The 17,510-nt window shown below is 69.6% G+C and carries 15 protein-coding genes and 1 tRNA gene; 4 read left to right on the forward strand and 12 right to left on the reverse strand.

From position 1 onward, the window contains the following. Positions 1–3: 3 nt before the first annotated feature. Positions 4–1,218: a DUF58 domain-containing protein gene (locus ACIPYT_RS00640; RefSeq protein WP_401069402.1), complete on the forward strand. Its 1,215-nt coding sequence runs from the start codon at positions 4–6 to the stop codon at positions 1,216–1,218. Continuing rightward, the gene (locus tag ACIPYT_RS00645) at positions 1,205–3,454 is read left to right on the forward strand and encodes a transglutaminaseTgpA domain-containing protein (protein ID WP_401069405.1); all 2,250 of its coding nucleotides are present in this window, start codon (positions 1,205–1,207) and stop codon (positions 3,452–3,454) included. Before ACIPYT_RS00640 ends, ACIPYT_RS00645 begins: the two co-directional genes overlap by 14 nt. Positions 3,455–3,494: 40 nt before the next feature. On the opposite strand, the gene ACIPYT_RS00650 is transcribed toward ACIPYT_RS00645, so the two are convergent. Continuing rightward, positions 3,495–4,385, reverse strand: a complete 891-nt coding sequence (locus tag ACIPYT_RS00650) for a rhodanese-related sulfurtransferase (RefSeq protein WP_401069408.1) — start codon at positions 4,383–4,385, stop codon at positions 3,495–3,497. A 96-nt stretch (positions 4,386–4,481) separates the two neighbouring features. Here ACIPYT_RS00650 and ACIPYT_RS00655 point away from each other — a divergent pair. After that, a tRNA-Ser gene (locus ACIPYT_RS00655) sits at positions 4,482–4,569 on the forward strand. 236 nt (positions 4,570–4,805) lie between these two features. Here the strand turns inward: ACIPYT_RS00655 and ACIPYT_RS00660 are convergent. The 8 genes from ACIPYT_RS00660 to ACIPYT_RS00695 all read right to left on the reverse strand — a co-directional run bounded on the left by ACIPYT_RS00660 (position 4,806) and on the right by ACIPYT_RS00695 (position 13,753). After that, entirely contained in the window at positions 4,806–5,411 is a 606-nt protein-coding gene (locus ACIPYT_RS00660; protein ID WP_401069411.1) for a GNAT family N-acetyltransferase, read from the reverse strand. A 28-nt stretch (positions 5,412–5,439) separates the two neighbouring features. Beyond that, on the reverse strand, positions 5,440–6,087 hold the full coding sequence (locus ACIPYT_RS00665; RefSeq protein ID WP_401069414.1) for a phosphatase PAP2 family protein: 648 nt from the start codon (positions 6,085–6,087) through the stop codon (positions 5,440–5,442). Between the two features lie 31 nt (positions 6,088–6,118). Next, the gene (locus ACIPYT_RS00670; protein ID WP_401069416.1) at positions 6,119–7,477 is read right to left on the reverse strand and encodes a multidrug effflux MFS transporter; all 1,359 of its coding nucleotides are present in this window, start codon (positions 7,475–7,477) and stop codon (positions 6,119–6,121) included. A gap of 79 nt (positions 7,478–7,556) precedes the next feature. After that, the gene (locus ACIPYT_RS00675) at positions 7,557–8,711 is read right to left on the reverse strand and encodes a cystathionine gamma-synthase (protein WP_401069419.1); all 1,155 of its coding nucleotides are present in this window, start codon (positions 8,709–8,711) and stop codon (positions 7,557–7,559) included. A 53-nt stretch (positions 8,712–8,764) separates the two neighbouring features. Beyond that, complete coding sequence (locus ACIPYT_RS00680) at positions 8,765–10,141, reverse strand: cystathionine beta-synthase (protein WP_401069422.1); 1,377 nt, start codon at positions 10,139–10,141, stop codon at positions 8,765–8,767. Between the two features lie 89 nt (positions 10,142–10,230). Beyond that, positions 10,231–11,193: a carbohydrate ABC transporter permease gene (locus tag ACIPYT_RS00685; RefSeq protein WP_401069425.1), complete on the reverse strand. Its 963-nt coding sequence runs from the start codon at positions 11,191–11,193 to the stop codon at positions 10,231–10,233. Next, complete coding sequence (locus tag ACIPYT_RS00690) at positions 11,193–12,332, reverse strand: carbohydrate ABC transporter permease (RefSeq protein WP_401069428.1); 1,140 nt, start codon at positions 12,330–12,332, stop codon at positions 11,193–11,195. Before ACIPYT_RS00690 ends, ACIPYT_RS00685 begins: the two co-directional genes overlap by 1 nt. Before the next feature lie 104 nt (positions 12,333–12,436). Next, entirely contained in the window at positions 12,437–13,753 is a 1,317-nt protein-coding gene (locus tag ACIPYT_RS00695) for an ABC transporter substrate-binding protein (RefSeq protein ID WP_401069431.1), read from the reverse strand. A 277-nt stretch (positions 13,754–14,030) separates the two neighbouring features. Between ACIPYT_RS00695 and ACIPYT_RS00700 the strand changes: the two genes are divergently transcribed. Then, positions 14,031–15,035, forward strand: a complete 1,005-nt coding sequence (locus ACIPYT_RS00700) for a LacI family DNA-binding transcriptional regulator (RefSeq protein ID WP_401069434.1) — start codon at positions 14,031–14,033, stop codon at positions 15,033–15,035. Positions 15,036–15,136: 101 nt separating this feature from the next. On the opposite strand, the gene rplL is transcribed toward ACIPYT_RS00700, so the two are convergent. The 3 genes from rplL to ACIPYT_RS00715 all read right to left on the reverse strand — a co-directional run bounded on the left by rplL (position 15,137) and on the right by ACIPYT_RS00715 (position 17,422). Then, positions 15,137–15,517 carry a 50S ribosomal protein L7/L12 gene (gene rplL / locus ACIPYT_RS00705; protein ID WP_401069437.1) on the reverse strand — a complete coding sequence of 127 codons (381 nt, stop codon included), beginning with the start codon at positions 15,515–15,517 and terminating at the stop codon, positions 15,137–15,139. Positions 15,518–15,565: 48 nt separating this feature from the next. Beyond that, positions 15,566–16,054 carry a 50S ribosomal protein L10 gene (gene rplJ, locus ACIPYT_RS00710; protein WP_067121242.1) on the reverse strand — a complete coding sequence of 163 codons (489 nt, stop codon included), beginning with the start codon at positions 16,052–16,054 and terminating at the stop codon, positions 15,566–15,568. Positions 16,055–16,441: 387 nt separating this feature from the next. Next, on the reverse strand, positions 16,442–17,422 hold the full coding sequence (locus ACIPYT_RS00715; RefSeq protein ID WP_401069439.1) for a hypothetical protein: 981 nt from the start codon (positions 17,420–17,422) through the stop codon (positions 16,442–16,444). Between the last annotated feature and the right edge of the window lie 88 nt (positions 17,423–17,510).

Raw genomic sequence — 17,510 nt, forward strand, 5'->3', positions numbered from 1 at the left:
ACCATGCCCCGCCGCCGCACCCTCACCCTGCGGGGAGCGGGTGCGCTCGTCGCGGGCGCCGGATGCATCGTGGCGGCGAACCTGCTGGGCGCGCCGGTGCTGCTGTACATCGGGTTCCTGCTGATCGCCCTGACCGTGCTCGCCGTGATCGTGGTGCGCGCCCCTCGGCGCTCGGGGGCGGTGACGCGGCAGGTGTCGACCGATCTGCTCACGGTGTCGGAGACATCGCGCGTGTCGATCCGCTTCTCGCTGCGCGCCCTGCGCATCCCCCGCGGACTGTGGCGCGACGTCCTGCCGGAGGCCGTGTCGGGCGATGCCGCGGGCGAGTACCCGCCGCCCACCGGTCAGCTCGGCTACCTCATCACCGGGGTGCGGCGCGGTGTCTGGCCGATCGGGCCGCTGCTGCTGCGCACGGTCGATCCGTTCGGGCTCGCGCAGCGCGAGCAGGCGTTCGGGGAGACCAGGACCGTCACGGTGGTGCCGGAGGTCTTCACGCTGTCACCGCTCACCGCACGGGTCGGAGCGGCCGGCGGCACGGCGCAGACCTCGTCGAGCCGACTCGGCCAGGGCAGCGACAACCTGTCGCCGCGCGTGTACATCCCCGGCGACTCGATGCGGCGCATCCACTGGCGGGCGACCGCGCATCGCGGACAGCTCATGGTGCGCCAGGAGGAAGAGGAGTCGAGCCCGGACGCCCTGGTCGTGCTCGACCGCAGCGCTGCACGCTGGACGGCGCGGGGGGACGAGGCGGATCCGGCGTTCGAGGCGGCCGTGTCGCTGTGCGCCTCGGCCGCCGTGCATCTCGCGCAGGAGGGGTACGGCGTCGACGTGGTCGACAGCGCGGGCGCGCTGCTGGGCACGCTGCGCGGACACGAGGACGACCGCGACGGCCTCCTCGTCGCCCTGGCACTGGTGACCCCGCGCGGAGAGGCGCGCGATGTCGCCGCACTCGTGGGCGGCACCCCGCCGGGGCCGCTCGTCTACATCACGGGCGCCCTCGACGAAGAGGATGCCGCGCTGCTGCGCCCTGCCGGCGCGGCCGCCCCGATGCTGTTCACGACCGCACCGGCGCCGGGCGCTGCAGCCGCCGCCACCCTGCACGGCTGGCGGGTCGCGACCCTCGGCGACGACGTGACCGAGGCCTGGGACGACGCGCTCCCCGAACGCATCGGCCTCACACCGGCGGAACGACGGGAGCCCGGCGATGTCCCGGCGTGATCGCACCCCCGTGCAGACGGCGCAGTGGCACCGGGAGTACGACCTCCCCGCGGGAGTCGTCGCACCGGGGGTGCTCGCCGCCGCCGCGGGACTGGTCGCGATGTGGCCGTTCACCGCGGTCATCCAACCCGGCGCATGGTCGTTCTCGGTCGTCGCGGTCATCGTGGTGACCGGGATCACCGGCGTCATCGTGCGTACTCTGCTGCGCCGCCGGACGCCGTGGGTGCGCGACCTCGTGACACTCACCGCCCAGGTCGTGATCGCGGTCGCCACCGTCACGCGTCTCGTCGCCGGAGACACGGCCGTGCTGGGCGTGATCCCGACGGAGACGACGCTCGTCACGTTCCAGACGCTGGCGGCGTCCGCCGCCGAGCAGATCACGTTCGGATCTGCTCCTCTCGAATCCACCCCCGGCCTGCAGGCCATCCTGGCGGGAGGGTTCGCGATCGTCGCGATCCTGCTCGACCAGCTGATCGCGCAACGGGGCGCGGTCATCGCCTTCCTGCTCACGGCCGTCGTGGGGGCGATGCCGATGATCGTCACCGTCAGCGGCGTGAACGTCGTGTGGTTCGTGATGCTCGGCATCCTGCTGTTCCTCCTGCTGCGGCAGACCGCCGCACAGCATCCCGAGGCACCGCGGCGCTCGTCCGCCGCGCTGGCTGCGGGCGTGGGCGTGGCGGCTCTCGCGTCGACCGTGATCATCGCCCCAGCGCTCCCCGTCTCGGCAGCGCTCACGGGAACCGGTGCGGGAGTGACGGTCGACGCGTCGCTGCGCCTCGGGAACGATCTGCGGCAGCCCAACCCGGTCGAGGTCCTCACACTCGCGACAACGGCCGACACGGCCCCGTACCTGCGACTGACGACGCTCTCGGAGTTCGACGGGCGCGTGTGGCGGCCCGACCGCGGCGACCTGCAGGCGCAGAGCGAAGGCTTCGGCGCCGAGGAGTGGGGGTCGGAGATCGCTGTCGAGGAGCAGAGCACGTCGATCCGCGTGATCCGCATGTCGAGCTCGTGGCTGCCCGTGCCCTACCCCGCGACGAGCGTGCAGGGCATCCCGGCGACGTGGCGGGTCAGCCCTGAGAACCGCACGCTCACCTCGCGCAGCGCCGACGCCGCGGGCAACGACTACACCGTGCGCTCGCTCTCCGTCGAACCCACGCTCGAGCAGATCCGCGCGACGCCCGCGGCCCCGGCCGAACCCGACCCCGACGCCGAGCCCGTCGAGCTCCCCGCGGTCATCGCCGAGAGCGCCGATGAGGTCACGGCGGATGCGACGAACGACTACGACCGCCTGATCGCGCTGCAGTCGTGGTTCCGCAGCGAGTTCACCTACTCGCTCGAGACGCCCGTCGAGGAGGACTTCGACGGCACGGGAGCTGAGGCCGTGGCGCGGTTCCTCGACGTGCGATCGGGGTACTGCATCCACTTCGCGGGCGCCTTCGCGCTCATGGCCCAGAGCCTCGACATGGACGTGCGCATCGTCGTCGGGTACCTGCCCGGTTCGCTCACGACGAGCACGCGCGGCGACGAGGCCGTGTACTCGGTGTCGAGCGACCAGCTGCACTCCTGGCCCGAGGTCCGGTTCCCCGGCATCGGATGGGTGCCGTTCGAGCCGACCGCCTCCCTCGGCGTCCCCACGGCCTTCGCCGCGGGCGCCACGACCGGGGGTGGCACGGGAGGCAGCACGCCGACCGAACCGTCCGCCGCCCCGAGCGCCGAGCAGACGACCGGGCCCGAGGTCGAGCGTCCGGATGCCGGCGACAACGCCGGGGCGACGGGCACGCTGCGCACGCTCGACCCGACGCCGGTGATGCTCGTGACCTTCGGCGTGCTCGTGGTGGTGCTGCTCCCGGGCCTGATCCGTCTCGCCGTGCGCGCGTCACGCCGAGGACGCGCGCGGCGCGGCGACGCGGCATCCGCATGGACCGAACTGCGCGCGACCATGCTCGACCTCGGCCTCTCCCTGTCGGATGCCGAGTCGCCGCGCATGCGCGGAGCCGACCTCGTGCGGGATCACGGCGTGGATGCCGACGCGATGCGCATGCTCACGGATGCCGTCGAGCACGCGAGCTACGCCCGCCCCTCCGCCGCGCCCGCCGACGACCTCGACGATGCGCTCGCGACTGTGCTGGCCCGGTTGCGCCGGAGCGTGGACAGGCCCGCGCGGCTGCGGGCGCTGTTCATCCCGCGGTCGCTGTTCGCGAGCCGCGACCAGGACGCGCCCGTCCTCGCCTGAGCCCGACTCCGCGGCCGGTGCCGTCGTGCGTGGGCGCGGGTCAGGCCGCGTGCGCGACGCAGCGCACGGCGTCGCAGGCGGCGCACACCACGAACTGCTCACGGCACGACGCATCGGGGCAGTTCGCGGTGCGGTTCGTCGCCACGCCGCATCCGGCGCAGGCGCCGATCACGGCCGCGTGGTCGGTGAAGTCGACCGATCCGCGCTTGTCGAACACGTACAGCGACCCCTCCCACAGCCCGTCGTCGCCGTAGGTCTCGCCGTAGCGGACGATGCCGCCCTCGAGCTGGTACACCTCGCCGAAGCCGCGCGATGTCATGAGGCTCGACAGCACCTCGCAGCGGATACCGCCCGTGCAGTACGTCACCACCGGCTTGCCCTTGAGGTCGTCGTAGGCGCCGGAGTCGAGCAGCCGCACGAAGTCTCGCGTGGTGTCGACGTCGGGCACGACCGCGCCGCGGAAGCGACCGATCTGCGCCTCGAGCGCGTTGCGTCCGTCGAAGAACACGACGTCGTCGCCGCGTGCGTCGATCAGCTCGTGCAGCGCCTCGGGGCTCAGGCGCGTACCGCCGCCGACCACGCCGTCGGCGTCGACACGCAGCTCGTCGGGGGCGCCGAACGACACGATCTCGTCGCGCACCTTCACGCTGAGCTTGGGGAAGTCGAGGCTGCGACCATCGGCATCCACGCCCGTGCCCTCGCTCCACTTGAGGTCGACGTCGCGGAACGGCGCGTAGGAGCGGAACGAGCGCGCCCACTTCTTGAGCGCGGGCAGGTCGCCGCCGAGCGTGCCGTTGACGCCGTCCTTCGAGATCAGCAGACGCCCACGGAGTCCGAGCGCCTCGCCGAGGTCGCGCTGCCACAGCCGGATCGCCTCGGGATCGGCGAGCGGGGTGAAGACGTAGAAGAGGACGATCTTGGGGGTTGCCACCTGGAGATCTTACGTCGCGTGCGCGGGCCGTCGGTCGGGCGGTGGGCTGGTCGTGGGCATCGGATGCGATCGGATAGACTGTTCAGGTTGTTTCCTGGTGACGTGTCCGAGCGGCCGAAGGAGCACGCTTGGAAAGCGTGTGTTGTGCAAGCAACCGCGGGTTCGAATCCCGCCGTCACCGCCAAAAAGCAGAAGGGTCTCCGCGCCAGCGGGGGCCCTTCTGCTTTTTATCTGATGCTGTGGGATTCGGGGAGCCCTGAGCGCAGCGAAGAGCGGAGTCCCGCCGTCACCGCCACACGTCACACGGCCCTCGCGAAGCGAAGAGTCACCCGAAGGTCGTTGAGCGAGCGGAGCGAGACGAAACGCGGCGAGCCGACCCGCGACACCTGACCCGTTTCGTCTCGTCGCTGCGCTCCTCGCTCAACGACCGGAGAAGGTCACGCCGTAGCTCTGCCCACCGGGCTCGGCGGGCAGTCGCGTCATCCCGAGGCGCTCGTAGAACGCGGCCGCTCCCGTATTGGCGGGGTCCATGCCCAGGTGCAGGCCCTTCACGCCGCGGCGCTCGAGCTCGGCGAACAGCGTCTCGATGAGGCGGCGCCCGAGGCCCTGGCCCTGCGTCTCGGGCAGCAGGTCGATGTGCAGGTGGGCGGGGTACTCGGCCGCGTTCGCGTTCGTCCCCGGCGCCTGCGCGTAGCCGTACTCGACCATCTTCTCCTCGCGGGTCGACGGCTCCGCAGCACGCGGGTACGTCGCGGCGAGCGCCGGCCACCACTCGTCGCGGAACCAGGTCGAGAACGCCTCGGTGTCGTCGGTCGCGACGATGTAGCCGATCACGCGCTCGTCGTCGGTCTCGACGACCCAGGCGAGGTCGGGGTGACGTTCGACGTAGGGCACCGCGAACAGGTCGCCCCACAGCTCGTCGTTCGAGAAGATGCCGGTCGCGTCTGACCCGGCATCCGCGGTGCGCACGCACACCTCGTATAGGGCGGCGCGGTCGGACGGACGGTACGGGCGGATGCGCGTCACGGAGACTCCTCGATGAGTGGGGATGCCGTCAGCCTACCGGCGCGGCAGGTGCGATCCGCCGAGGGATGCGCTCCGACATCGTGCGGGCCCACGGCAGCACGAACCCCGCGATGACCAGCACGACCCCCGCGCCGACGAGCGCTCCGCCGACCGTGTCGGTCGCCCAGTGCACCGAGAGCAGGGTGCGCGAGAGCGCCATCGCGACGACCCAGACCGCCCCGGCGACCGCGACCCAGACCCGCGGGAACAGCAGGTACAGCACAAGCGCGATCGTCGCCGCGTTCGCGGCGTGCCCCGAGGGGAACGATCCGAAGTCGCTCGCGACGATCATGTCGTCGGGGCGCGCGCGGCCGAACAGGTGCTTGAGCAGCTGCACCGTCCCCGCGCTCGCGAGGAAGGCCATCGCGGCGAAGAGCGCTCCCCGCCAGCGACGCGCGAGCAGCAGGGCGACGATCACGAGCAGCGGGACGCCGAGGATCGCGACCCACCCGCCGCCGATGTGATCGAGCACGAGGGCACCGTCGAGCATCCACTCCGCACGGTTCTCGACGACCTCGCTGTTCCACCAGCGGTCGAATCCGGGCGGCTCGGTGTAGCCGAACACGATCACGGCCCCGAGGGCTGCGGCCGCGGCCAGCATCCCGATCCCCCACCACAGCATCGCCCGCGATCTCATCGCACCATTCTGCCGGGTGGACCCTGTGGGTTCAGGGAGCGAGCATGCCGACCGTGCGCGGACGCACGATCAGCCACAGCGACAGGATGGCGATCACGGCGCAGCCGACCATGACCGAGGCCATGGTGGTCGCGGTGATGCCCGCACCCTGCGAGATCCACCCGACGACCGGGGAGATGAGTCCCGCGACACCGAAGTTCGTCGCCCCGATCACCGAGGCCGCAGTGCCCGCCGCCTTGCCGTGACGATCGAGCGCGAGCACCTGCACGTTCGGGAACGTGAACCCGCACGCGGTCATGAAGAAGAAGAGCGGGATGACCGTACCCCACAGTCCGAGTCCGAGCTGGTCGGTCACGACGATCGCGGTGCCGGCGATCAGCAGCACGGCCGTGGAGTACGCCATGACCCACTGCGGGCCGAAGCGCGCAGCGAGACGGGATGCCGTCTGCACGCCGATCACGACGCCGAGCGAGTTCACGGCGAACAGCAGACCGTACTGCTGCGCGTCGAGACCGTGCGTCTGCTGGAACAGGAACGGCGACGCCGAGAGGTACGAGAACAGACCGGAGAACGTCATGCCGCCGATGATGAGCACGCCGATGAAGACGCGGTCGGAGAACACCGAGCGATAGCGCTGCAGCACGGTCGCGCCACCGCGCTCCTGACGCCGCGCGACCGGCAGCGTCTCGGGCACGAAGATCAGCGTCGACACGAGCATGACCACGCCGTACAGCGCGAGCACGATGAAGATGCCCTGCCACGGCATGAGGGTGAGCAGCCACGAGCCGATCAGCGGCGCCACGACCGGCGCGACACCCGACACGAGCGCCAGGCGCGACAGCATGACGACGAGACGACGACCGCCGAACAGGTCGCGCACGATCGCCATCGCGACGACGCCGCCGGCCGCGGCCCCCACGCCCATGAGCACGCGCGCACCGCCGAGCAGCGGCAGCGTCGGGGCGAACGCGGCGGCCGCACTCGCGAGCACGTGCAGCGCGGTGACGGCGATGAGCGGCACGCGCCGCCCGATCTTGTCGCTGAGCGGTCCGACGATGAGCTGTCCGAGAGCGAAGCCGATCATGGTGCCGGTGAGGGTGAGCTGCACGGCCGCAGCCGTGGTCTGGAAGTCCTCCTCCAGCACCGGGAAGGCGGGGAGGTACAGGTCGATCGTGAACGGTCCGAGCGCGGTCAGCGCTCCGAGCAGCACGATGTACAGCGCGCGGCGCCCGTTCGAGATCGAATCGCCGGGGTGCAGCATGATCGGCGCGGTCGCGGGGTTCGCACCGAGGGTGCGGATCGCGCCCGTCGAGGAGGGCACGCGGATGCTGCCGGTCGCGGTGCGCTCGGGAACGGTGGGGACGGAGTCGGTGCGGGGCGCGTCAGACACAGGTTCTTCCGGGTCGGAGGGATGCTTCTCGAAACGATTCGAGGGAGGCATCCATGCTATCGCCTCCGGGACGCGCCCGTCAGCGCGCGATGCGGGAGAGCCCCTGCTCGAGATCGGCGATCAGGTCGGCCGCGTCCTCGATGCCGACCGAGAGCCGCACCACGTTCTCCGGCACGGCGAGTTCGGTGCCGCGCACCGACGCGTGCGTCATGTCGGGCGGATACCCGATCAGCGACTCCACTCCGCCCAGCGACTCCGCGAGCGCGAAGAGCTCGGTCGACTCGGCGAACGCCTTGGCCGCCGCTCCCCCGGCCGCGAGGCCGAGCGACAGCATCCCCCCGAAGCCGCTCATCTGCCGCGCGGCGATGTCGTGCCCCGCGTGCGAGGCGAGCCCCGGGTAGTACACCTGCGCGAACTCGGGGCGTTCCGCTGCCCACTCGGCCACGGCCTGCGCGTTCTCGGAGTGCTGGCGCACCCGCACGGCGAGCGTCTTGATGCCGCGAGTCGTGAGCCAGGCGTCGAGAGGGGCCGAGACGGCGCCCACCGCGAACTGCTGGAACTTCACGTCTTCGACGAACCGGTCATCGCCGAACACCACGGCGCCGCCGAGCACATCGGAGTGCCCGCCGAGGTACTTGGTCGTCGAGTGCACCACGAGGTCGGCGCCCAGCGACAGCGGCTGCTGCAGCGCGGGCGAGGCGAACGTGTTGTCGACCACGGCGACGGCCCCGGCCGCATGCGCGATCTCGGCGATCAGCGCGATGTCGACGATCTTGAGCAGCGGGTTGCTGGGCGTCTCGATCCAGACGATCTTCGTCTCGGGCCGCAGGGCCGCGCGCACCGCGTCGGTGTCGGACATCTCGACGACCGTCGAGAGAACGCCCCACTTGGCGAGCACCCGCGCGAACAGCCGGTACGTCCCGCCGTAGACGTCGTTGCCCAGCAGCACGTGGTCGCCGGGTGAGAGGATGCCGCGCAGCAGCGCGTCCTCGGCCGCGAGGCCCGAGGCGAACGACAGCGCCCTGGTGCCGCCCTCGAGCGCCGCGAGCTGCACCTCGAGCGACGAGCGCGTCGGGTTGCCTGCGCGGTTGTACTCGTAGCCGTCGCGGAAGCCGCCGATGCCGTCCTGCACGTGCGTAGACGCCTGGTAGATCGGCGGGATGATCGCCCCGGTCGTCGGGTCGGGTTCCTGACCCGCGTGGATGGCTCGGGTGGCGAAGGAGTGCTCGGGCATGCCCTCAGCCTACGTCCGCCGTCTCCCCGACGGTCGGCGCGTTACGCCCGGGGTCAGCGCGAGAGATAGGCGAGCAGGTCCTGTCGCGTGAGCACCGTGTGCGGTTTGCCGCCGTCGGTCACGAGCAGCGCGTCGGCATCGGCCAGGGCGGCGCGCGCCTGGGCCAGCGGAGCCTGGACGCCGATCAGGGGCAGCCGCTCCCCCACGTGGTCGCCGAGGGCGTCCGTCGGCTTCGCCTCGCCGCGGAAGAGCAGGTCGAGCAGACCCTTCTCGTCGACCGTGCCGACGACCTCGCCCATCATGACGGGCGGTTCGGCGCTGAGCACGACGAGCTGCGACACGTCGTACTCGGTGAGCAGGCCGATCGCCTCGAGCACGGTGTCGGTCGGGTGCGCGTGCACGAGGTCGGGGATGCCGGCGCCGTGGCGCGCTCCGCGGGCCGCGAGAACGTCGGCGACCGTCTCGCCCTCGGCGACATCGCTGAAGCCGTACGACCGCATCCATCCGTCGTTGAAGATCTTCGCGAGGTAGCCGCGTCCGCCGTCCGGCAGCAGCACGACCATCACGGCGTCGGCGGGCAGGTCGCGCGCGACGCGCAGGGCGCCGACGACGGCCATGCCGCTGGAGCCGCCGACGAGGATGCCCTCCTCGCGCGCGAGGCGCCGGGTCATCGCGAACGCCTCGGCGTCATCGACCGCGACGATCTCGTGCGGAACGCTCGGGTCGTAGGCGCCGGGCCAGATGTCCTCGCCGACGCCCTCGACGAGGTACGGGCGACCCGTGCCGCCGCTGTACACGCTGCCCACGGGATCGACGCCGACGATGCGCACGCGTCCGTCCGATGCGTCGCGCAGGTAGCGCCCGGTGCCCGTGATCGTGCCGCCGGTGCCGACGCCCGCGACGAAGTGCGTGATCCGGCCGTCGGTGTCGCGCCAGATCTCCGGACCCGTCGTCTCGTAGTGGCTGCGGGGGCCGTTCGGGTTCTCGTACTGGTTCGGCTTGAACGCCCCGGGGATCTCCCTCGCGAGCTTGTCGCTCACGCTGTAGTACGACTCGGGGCTGTCGGCCGCGACCGACGTCGGGGTCACGACGACCTCGGCGCCGTAGGCGCGCAGCACGTCGATCTTGTCCTCGCCGACCTTGTCGGGCACGACGAAGACGCACGAGTAGCCGCGCTGCTGCGCCACGAGCGCGAGGCCGACGCCGGTGTTGCCGCTCGTCGGCTCGACGATCGTGCCGCCGGGCTTCAGCTCACCGGAGGCCTCCGCGGCGTCGATGATGCGCGAGGCGATGCGGTCCTTCGCCGATCCGCCCGGGTTCAGGTACTCGAGCTTGACGAGCACGGTGCATGCGATCCCCTCGGTGACGCGCTGGAGCTTCACGAGGGGCGTGTCACCGACGAGGTCGACGATCGAGTCCGCATACTTCATGTCTTCAGGGTAGACGTGCGGATGCCGCGACCGGGGTTGTGTTGCACCCGGCCGCGGCATCCTCTTCGTCGCGTCCCCTGCGCCGTCCGTCAGCCCTTCGTGGACCCCGCCAGCAGCCCGCGCACGAAGTAGCGCTGCAGGGCGAAGAACACGATGAGCGGGATGATGATCGACACGAAGGCGCCCGCGGTGAGCAGGTACCAGTCGTTGCCTCGTGTTCCGGTGATCTCGGCCAGCAGCTTCGTGATCGGCGCCGCCGCCCCGTCGGCGAAGACGAGGGCCACGAGCAGGTCGTTCCAGACCCAGAGGAACTGGAAGATCGCGACCGAGGCGATCGCCGGCATCGTCAGCGGCAGCACCACGCGGAAGAAGATCTGTCCGCGCGAGGCGCCGTCGACGCGCGCGGCCTCGATGATCTCGCCCGGGATCTCCGACATGAAGTTGTGCAGGAGGTAGATCGCGAGCGGCAGCGCGAACATCGTGTGCGCGATCCACACCTGCGCGTACCCCTGCGAGGCGTCGAGCGGCAGGGTGACCTGCAGCCCGAACAAATTGATGCCCCGCGAGAACGAGCTGAGCAGCGGCACCAGAGCCATCTGGATCGGCACGATCTGCAGCGCGAACACGAAGATGAACAGCGCGTTGCGACCCTTGAAGTCGATCCATGCGAAGGCGTACGCCGCCATCGCCGCGATCATCAGCGGGATCACGGTCGCCGGGATCGTGATCGCGATCGAGTTGACGAACGACTCGAGGATCGTCAGCTGCGTGGTGCCCGACTGCAGCACCTGCACGTAGTTGTCGAACGTCACCTGGGGGTTCGCGAAGAACTCCCACCAGCCGCTGGACTGGATGTCGTCGCGCGGACGGAACGACGAGATGAACAGGCCCAGCGTCGGGATCGTCCACAGCACCGCGATCAGGATGGAGCCGACCGACGCCCACGGACGGGACAGACGCTTGCGCGCGCGGCCCGCCGCGGCATCCAGCCCTCCGCCGGTCGTGATCGCGCGGGTCGAGGCCGGGGTCTCGGTCTTCAGCGTGTCGCTCATCAGCGCACCTCCCGCTGCTTCTTGATCTGTCTGGCGTTGTAGATGACGATCGGCAGCACCAGGATGAAGAGGATGACCGACAGCGCGGCGCTGCGGCCGGCCTCGAACTTCGAGAACTGCGTGTACATCTCGTTCGCCAGCACCGAGGTGCCGTAGTTTCCGGCGGTCATGGTGCGCACGATGTCGAACACCTTCAGCGAGGCGATCGAGATCGTGGTGAGCACCACGATCAGCGCGGGGCGGATCGACGGCACCGTGACCGAGCGGAAGCGCTGCCAGGCGTTGGCCCCGTCGAGCTCGGCGGCTTCGAGGAGCTCGGCCGGGACGCCCTTGATGGATGCCGACAGCACGACCATCGCGAATCCGGTCTGCACCCAGATGAGCACCACGATGAGGAACAGGTTGTTCCACGGCTCGTTGAGCAGCCACTGCTGCGGCGTTCCCCCGAACCACACCAGGATCTGGTTCAGCAGACCGATCTGCTTGAAGTCGCCGCCCCGGTACTCGTACATGAAGCGCCAGATGATGCTCGCGCCGACAAACGAGATCGCCATCGGCATGAAGACGAGCACCTTGTAGATCTTCTCGCCGCGTGTGCGGTCGATGAAGACGGCGTAGGCGAGACCCACGATCGTCGACACGGTCGGCACGAGCAGCACCCAGATGATCGAGTTGACCACCGAGGTGACGCCGTCGGACTGCGTGAAGATCCACACGTAGTTCGCGAACCCGACGAAGTCGCTGTTCGAGGAGTTGCGGAACGACGAGTACATCGTCTGGATCGACGGGAGGATGAGCCCGACGAGCAGCAGGAGCAGAGCCGGGGCCATGAAGGCCACGAGCTGGATCAGATACCCCGCACCGTCGCGGGATCGGTAGTCCAGCAGGAAGAACAGCGCCCCCACGACGACGGCGACGCCCATCGCCCAGTAATAGGAGCTGAAGAAGAACATGACGGCCGCCGGGATGAGGAGGCACATCGCCAGCCGCACCCAGGTGTAGACGGCCCCTCGACGCGGAGCGATGTCGACGAGGAGGAGGATGACGGCCACGACCACCGCGAACGCGATGACCACGACCACTGCTTGAAGGATCTGGGGCAGTGTCCCGATCCATTGGAAGAATGTTGTCGCGTTCACGGATTCCCCTTCATGACGCGGTGCGGATCGGCCCGCACGCCACTGTGCGGGCTGACAGGAGGGAGAAGGAGGGCCGCCCCGGGCGGGCGGCCCTCCTCATCCGATCAGCTGGACGGCCAGCCGGTCTCGATCTGCGTCAGGACCTCGTCGGTCGAGGTGCCGTTGACCCAGGCGACGATGCCCTTCCAGAAGGTTCCGGCGCCGACGGCACCGGGCATCAGGTCGGACGCGTCGAAGCGGAAGGTGGTGTCCGGGTCCTGCAGGATCTTGATGGTCTCCTGGAGGATCGGGTCCTTCGCGTTCGCCGGGTCGAGCCCGTTGTTGGCCGAGGTGACACCGCCGAGGCTCACGCGGCTGTTCGCCCACTCGGGGCTGGACAGGTACGCGAGGACCTTCTGGGTGGCCTCGGAGTCGCTGAACGCTCCGACGATCTCGCCGGCACCGGTCACGGCCTTGTCGTCGGCGCTCTCACCCGGGAGCATGAACGCCCACACGTCGCCGTCCTCGGCGATGTTGGTGCCCTCGGGGAAGAAGCCTGACAGGAACGAGGCCTGGTGGGTCAGCGCGCAGGTGCCGCCGGCGAGGGCCGGGGCCACGTCGCCGAACGCGGTCGAGTTGATCGAGCGCACGTCGCCGAAGCCTGCGTTCACGTTCGCCGGGTTGAGCAGGATCTCGCCGACCGAGTCGAACGCGGTCTTGATCTGCGGGTCGGTGAACGGGATCTCGTTGGTCACCCACTGGTCGTAGACGTCGGGACCGGCCTGACGCAGAACGTAGTCCTCGACCCAGTCCGTGCCCGGCCAGCCGGTCGCGGTGCCCGACTCGAAGCCGGCGCACCATGCCGGGGTGCCGGTCTTGGCCTGGATGGTGTCGGTCAGCGCCTGCATCTCGTCGAGCGTGGTCGGGACCTCGACGCCCCACTCGGCGAACTTCGCCGGCGAGTACCAGATCCACCCCTTGACGTTCGCCATGAGGGGGGCGCCGTAGAAGGTGCCGTCGACCGTGCCGTAGTTGACCCAGTCCTCGGTCCAGTACTCGTTGGCGTTCTTCTCGACCTCTTCCGGAGCGGGCTTCAGGTAGTCGCGGTTCGCGAAGTCGGCGAACAGACCCGGCTGCGGGAAGATCGCGATGTCCGGCGGGTTGCCGCCCTGGGCGCGCGTGCCGAGCTGGGTCTCGAAGTCCTGGCTGCCCTCGTACTTGATGGTGATGCCGTTCTCGTCGGCCCAGTCCTTCCAGGACTCCTGCAGGAGCTCCGCCTCGGAGTCGACGATGGTGCCGTAGATCGTGACGGTGTCGTCTCCTCCACCGCCGCCGCTGCCGCCGCCCGGGGCACCGGGGGCACCGCAACCCGCGAGCGCGATGCCCGCGACACCCAGGAGGGCGATCGGCGCGTAACGCCGGGAACGCTGTGACAGACCCATGTGAATTCTCCTCTTCGAGTTTCACGACTCCCGGCTGATCTGCACCGCCCCTCGGCGCAGATCGGGAACCGATTCCAGGACAACCTACCGGCGTGCAGTATCCCGGCACAACACGAGAGGATCACAACCGTGCAACCTTTGCGGACGGGTCGGGCGGGCGCACGGGAGCGCTTTCGACCCCTGTGCCTGGAACCGGTTCCCTTCGCGTTCGGGAAGGGCTACGATGACTTCGGCGCGCACGGGGTCGTACGCGCCGGCACCGGGTCGAGGAGGACCGATGAGCACGATCGCGGACGTCGCGGCCCGTGCGGGCGTGTCGAAGGCCACCGCGAGCCGCGCGCTGAGCGGGCGCGGATACGTCTCGGACGACACCCGCCGACGCGTGACGGATGCCGCGGACGAACTCGCCTACGTCGCCCACTCCTCCGCCACCAGCCTCGCCACCGGGCGCACGCAGACCGTGGGCGTCATCATGCCACCGGTCGACCGGTGGTTCTTCTGCGAGCTGCTCGCCGGCATCCAGGAAGCGCTGTTCGCACTCGACTACGAACTCGCGCTGTACGGCATCCGCGAGGGCACCGAGACGCGCGAGCGCCTCTTCGAGAACGTGCTCCCCGGACGTCGCTTCGACGGGATCATCGCCGTCGGCATCCAGCCGAGCGCGCAGGAGCTCGAGCACCTGCACCGTTCCGAACGCCCCCTCGTGAGCGTCGGACCCTACAGCGAGGGATCCAGCGCCGTCTCGATCGACGACGTCGCCGCGGCCCGCATCGCGACCGAGCACCTGATCGAGCTGGGGCACCGCGACATCGCCTTCGTGGGCGGAGCGCACGAACCCGCGGCACTGAGCTTCGGCGACGCCCGACGCATCGACGGCTACCGCGAGGCGCTCGCGGCGGCGGGTCTCGCGGATCGCGCGCGCATCGCCGAGGCCCCGCCCACCATGCCGGGCGGCTACGCGGCGGCGGTCGAGCTGCTCGGCGACCGGAGAGGACGCCCGAGCGCGATCATCGGGGTGTGCGACGAGGCCGCGATCGGAGCCATGATCGCCGCCCGACGCCTCGGCATCGCGGTCCCGACGGAGCTGAGCATCGTCGGCGTCGACGATCACCAGCACGCTGAGATGTTCGCGCTCACGACGATCAGGCAGTCGCCGCGCGAACAGGGGCACGAGGCCGTGCGCCTGCTGCAGCAGCGGATGCATCGGCCGGATGCTCCGCTCGAGCGCACCGTGACGGCATCCTCGCTCGTCGTGCGCAGCTCGACCGCGGCGCCGCGCTGACCGGCATCCTCTGCCGGGGGACGCACGAAAGCCCCGAGCCGGAGCACGGGGCTTTCGCAGACGTTCAGGACGCGATGGGATGCATCGCGACCCGGACGGGATTACTTGAGGGTGACCGTCGCGCCGGCCTCTTCGAGAGCGGCCTTCGCCTTGTCGGCGGTCTCCTTGTTCGCGCCCTCGAGGACGGCCTTGGGAGCGCCGTCGACGACAGCCTTGGCCTCGCCGAGGCCGAGCGAGGTGAGCTCGCGGACGGCCTTGATGACCTGGATCTTCTTGTCGCCAGCAGCCTCGAGGATGACGTCGAAGGAGTCCTTCTCCTCGACCTCTTCGGCACCAGCGCCACCCGCAGCGCCGGCGACGGCGACGGGTGCAGCAGCGGTGACCTCGAACTTCTCCTCGAACGCCTTCACGAAGTCGTTGAGCTCGACGAGGGTCAGGCCAGCGAACTGCTCGAGCAGCTCCTCGGTGGAAAGCTTCGCCATGATGTATCTCCTAGATAGATGGGGTTGTTGTACGAGAACGTGAGGCGCTTACGCGGCCTCGGCGGTCTCGAGCTTTTCGCGAAGCGCGTCGATGGTGGCGGCAGCCTTGCCCATCGTCGCCTTCATCATGCCCGCAGCCTTCGCCAGCAGAACCTCACGGCTCTCGAGCGAGGCGTACTTGTTGACCTCGTCGGCGGTAAGGGCGTTGCCCTCGAAGATGCCGGCCTTGATCACGAGAAGCGGGTTGGCCTTGGCGAAGTCACGAAGAGCCTTGGCAGTGGCGACGAAGTCACCGTGCACGAACGCGACGGCCGACGGACCCTTGAGGTCGTCGTCCAGCGCGGTGATGCCGGCCTTGTTGGCGGCGATCTTGGTCAGCGTGTTCTTCACCACGGCGTACTCAGCGTCCTGACGGATGCTGTTGCGCAGCTCCTTGAGCTGGGCAACCGTCAGACCGCGGTACTCGGTCAGCAGAACGGCAGTCGAGTCCTCGAATGACTTCGTGAGCTCGGCGACCGATGCATCCTTCTGCGCCATGGTCACTCCTTGGTGTGTACGAGGCGCCTCACGGCGGTGAGGCGCCACCTCGACCGCATGCAACAGAAAAGCTCCGGCGCAAGCGCACGGAGCTTCGGGAAGTTCGTGTCCTGCGCGGGCCCCTGCTGAGCAGAGCTTCGATCGTCCGTGTTCGCACACGTTCGATGACCAGCGGTCTTCGGTTGCGACAACTCTACCTCAGGTTCCACCTCTCCCCAAATCCCACTCTCTCCCCTCTCCTCTCCCTCTCTCCCCCTCTCCCCTCTCCTTCTCTCCCCTCTCCCCTCCCTCCGCCGAACCACCCCCTTGTGGTCGACCCACCCCGCTACGGTCCGTACATAGCGGGGTGGGTCGACCACAAAGGGGTGGGTCGACAGGGGGTCGCCCTTACCGCGTCGGGCGAAGACCGAACGCACGAAATCGAGCGTCGGCCGAATCGACGCTTCGCATATCCGCGCTGTCGATGCGCACGACCCGCCATCCCGTGGTCCCCCGCACCCAGTCCTCGCGCGCTTTCTCGTCGAGCAGCACCTGCTCGGTCGTCCGGGCACCACGAAGCGAGGGGTCGAGGTACTTCGAGAGCCCATCGCATTCGATGAAGGTGCGCGCCGCCTCGAGCCCGAGATCCATCCAGAAGACACCACCGCCCGGTGCCGCCACCGGCACCTGCACCAGCGGTCTCGCGAATCCGAGCTGATGCAGGCGGTATCGAGTCACGCTCTCCAGCGGGAGCTGAGCCCGACCGTCGGCTAGGGACACGATCTCCCGAGCTTGGCGGATGCCGCGGGCACCCGTCGTCCGCGCCCGCCGAGCGAGCGCCCTCAGCAAGACATCCGCGGCGAGCGCGTCAAAAGCCCACGGGTCGCCCGCGACATGCGCGATGGCGGCATCGGCGATGGCGAGAGCGGCTTCAGGATTCAGGGTGCGCGCGACGTCATACACGGTTCGACTCAGACTCGTCACGCGAATGCCCGCGATCTCGTCGATGTCTGCGGCTGGCAACGCACCCTCGTGTCGAAGGATGCCGGGCACGCTGTGCCGATGGTGGGCACGCTCTGCCATGACATGCACCCGTTGCGGTCGCACGCGGTGGAGCGGCAAGTTCCACAGCACCGCCGCGGAGACATGCGAGAACACCGGCCGCGCGGTCGTCGTCGACCCGGCAGTGGCGAGCACTTCAGCGCGGTGCCGCGATTCGGGCCACAGGTCATCCCACTCCTCACGCCGCATGAACCATCCTCGTCGAACCCGGTGGAGGCGCCCCTCCTCCACTGCGCCACGAATCGAACGCGACGTCCATCCGTCGCGTTCGAGACGAGATCGATCGAAGAGGAGGTCGTCGAGTTCATGGAGGTCGGCGTGCCGCATCCCGTGAGTGTGCCTCTCCACGCATCAGGGTCGGCGAGATCGATCAGCGATGTGTATGGAATCACGAACATTCACCGATGTGCAGACG

Source organism: Microbacterium sp. NPDC089695 (assembly GCF_044749085.1).
Lineage (GTDB): Bacteria > Actinomycetota > Actinomycetes > Actinomycetales > Microbacteriaceae > Microbacterium.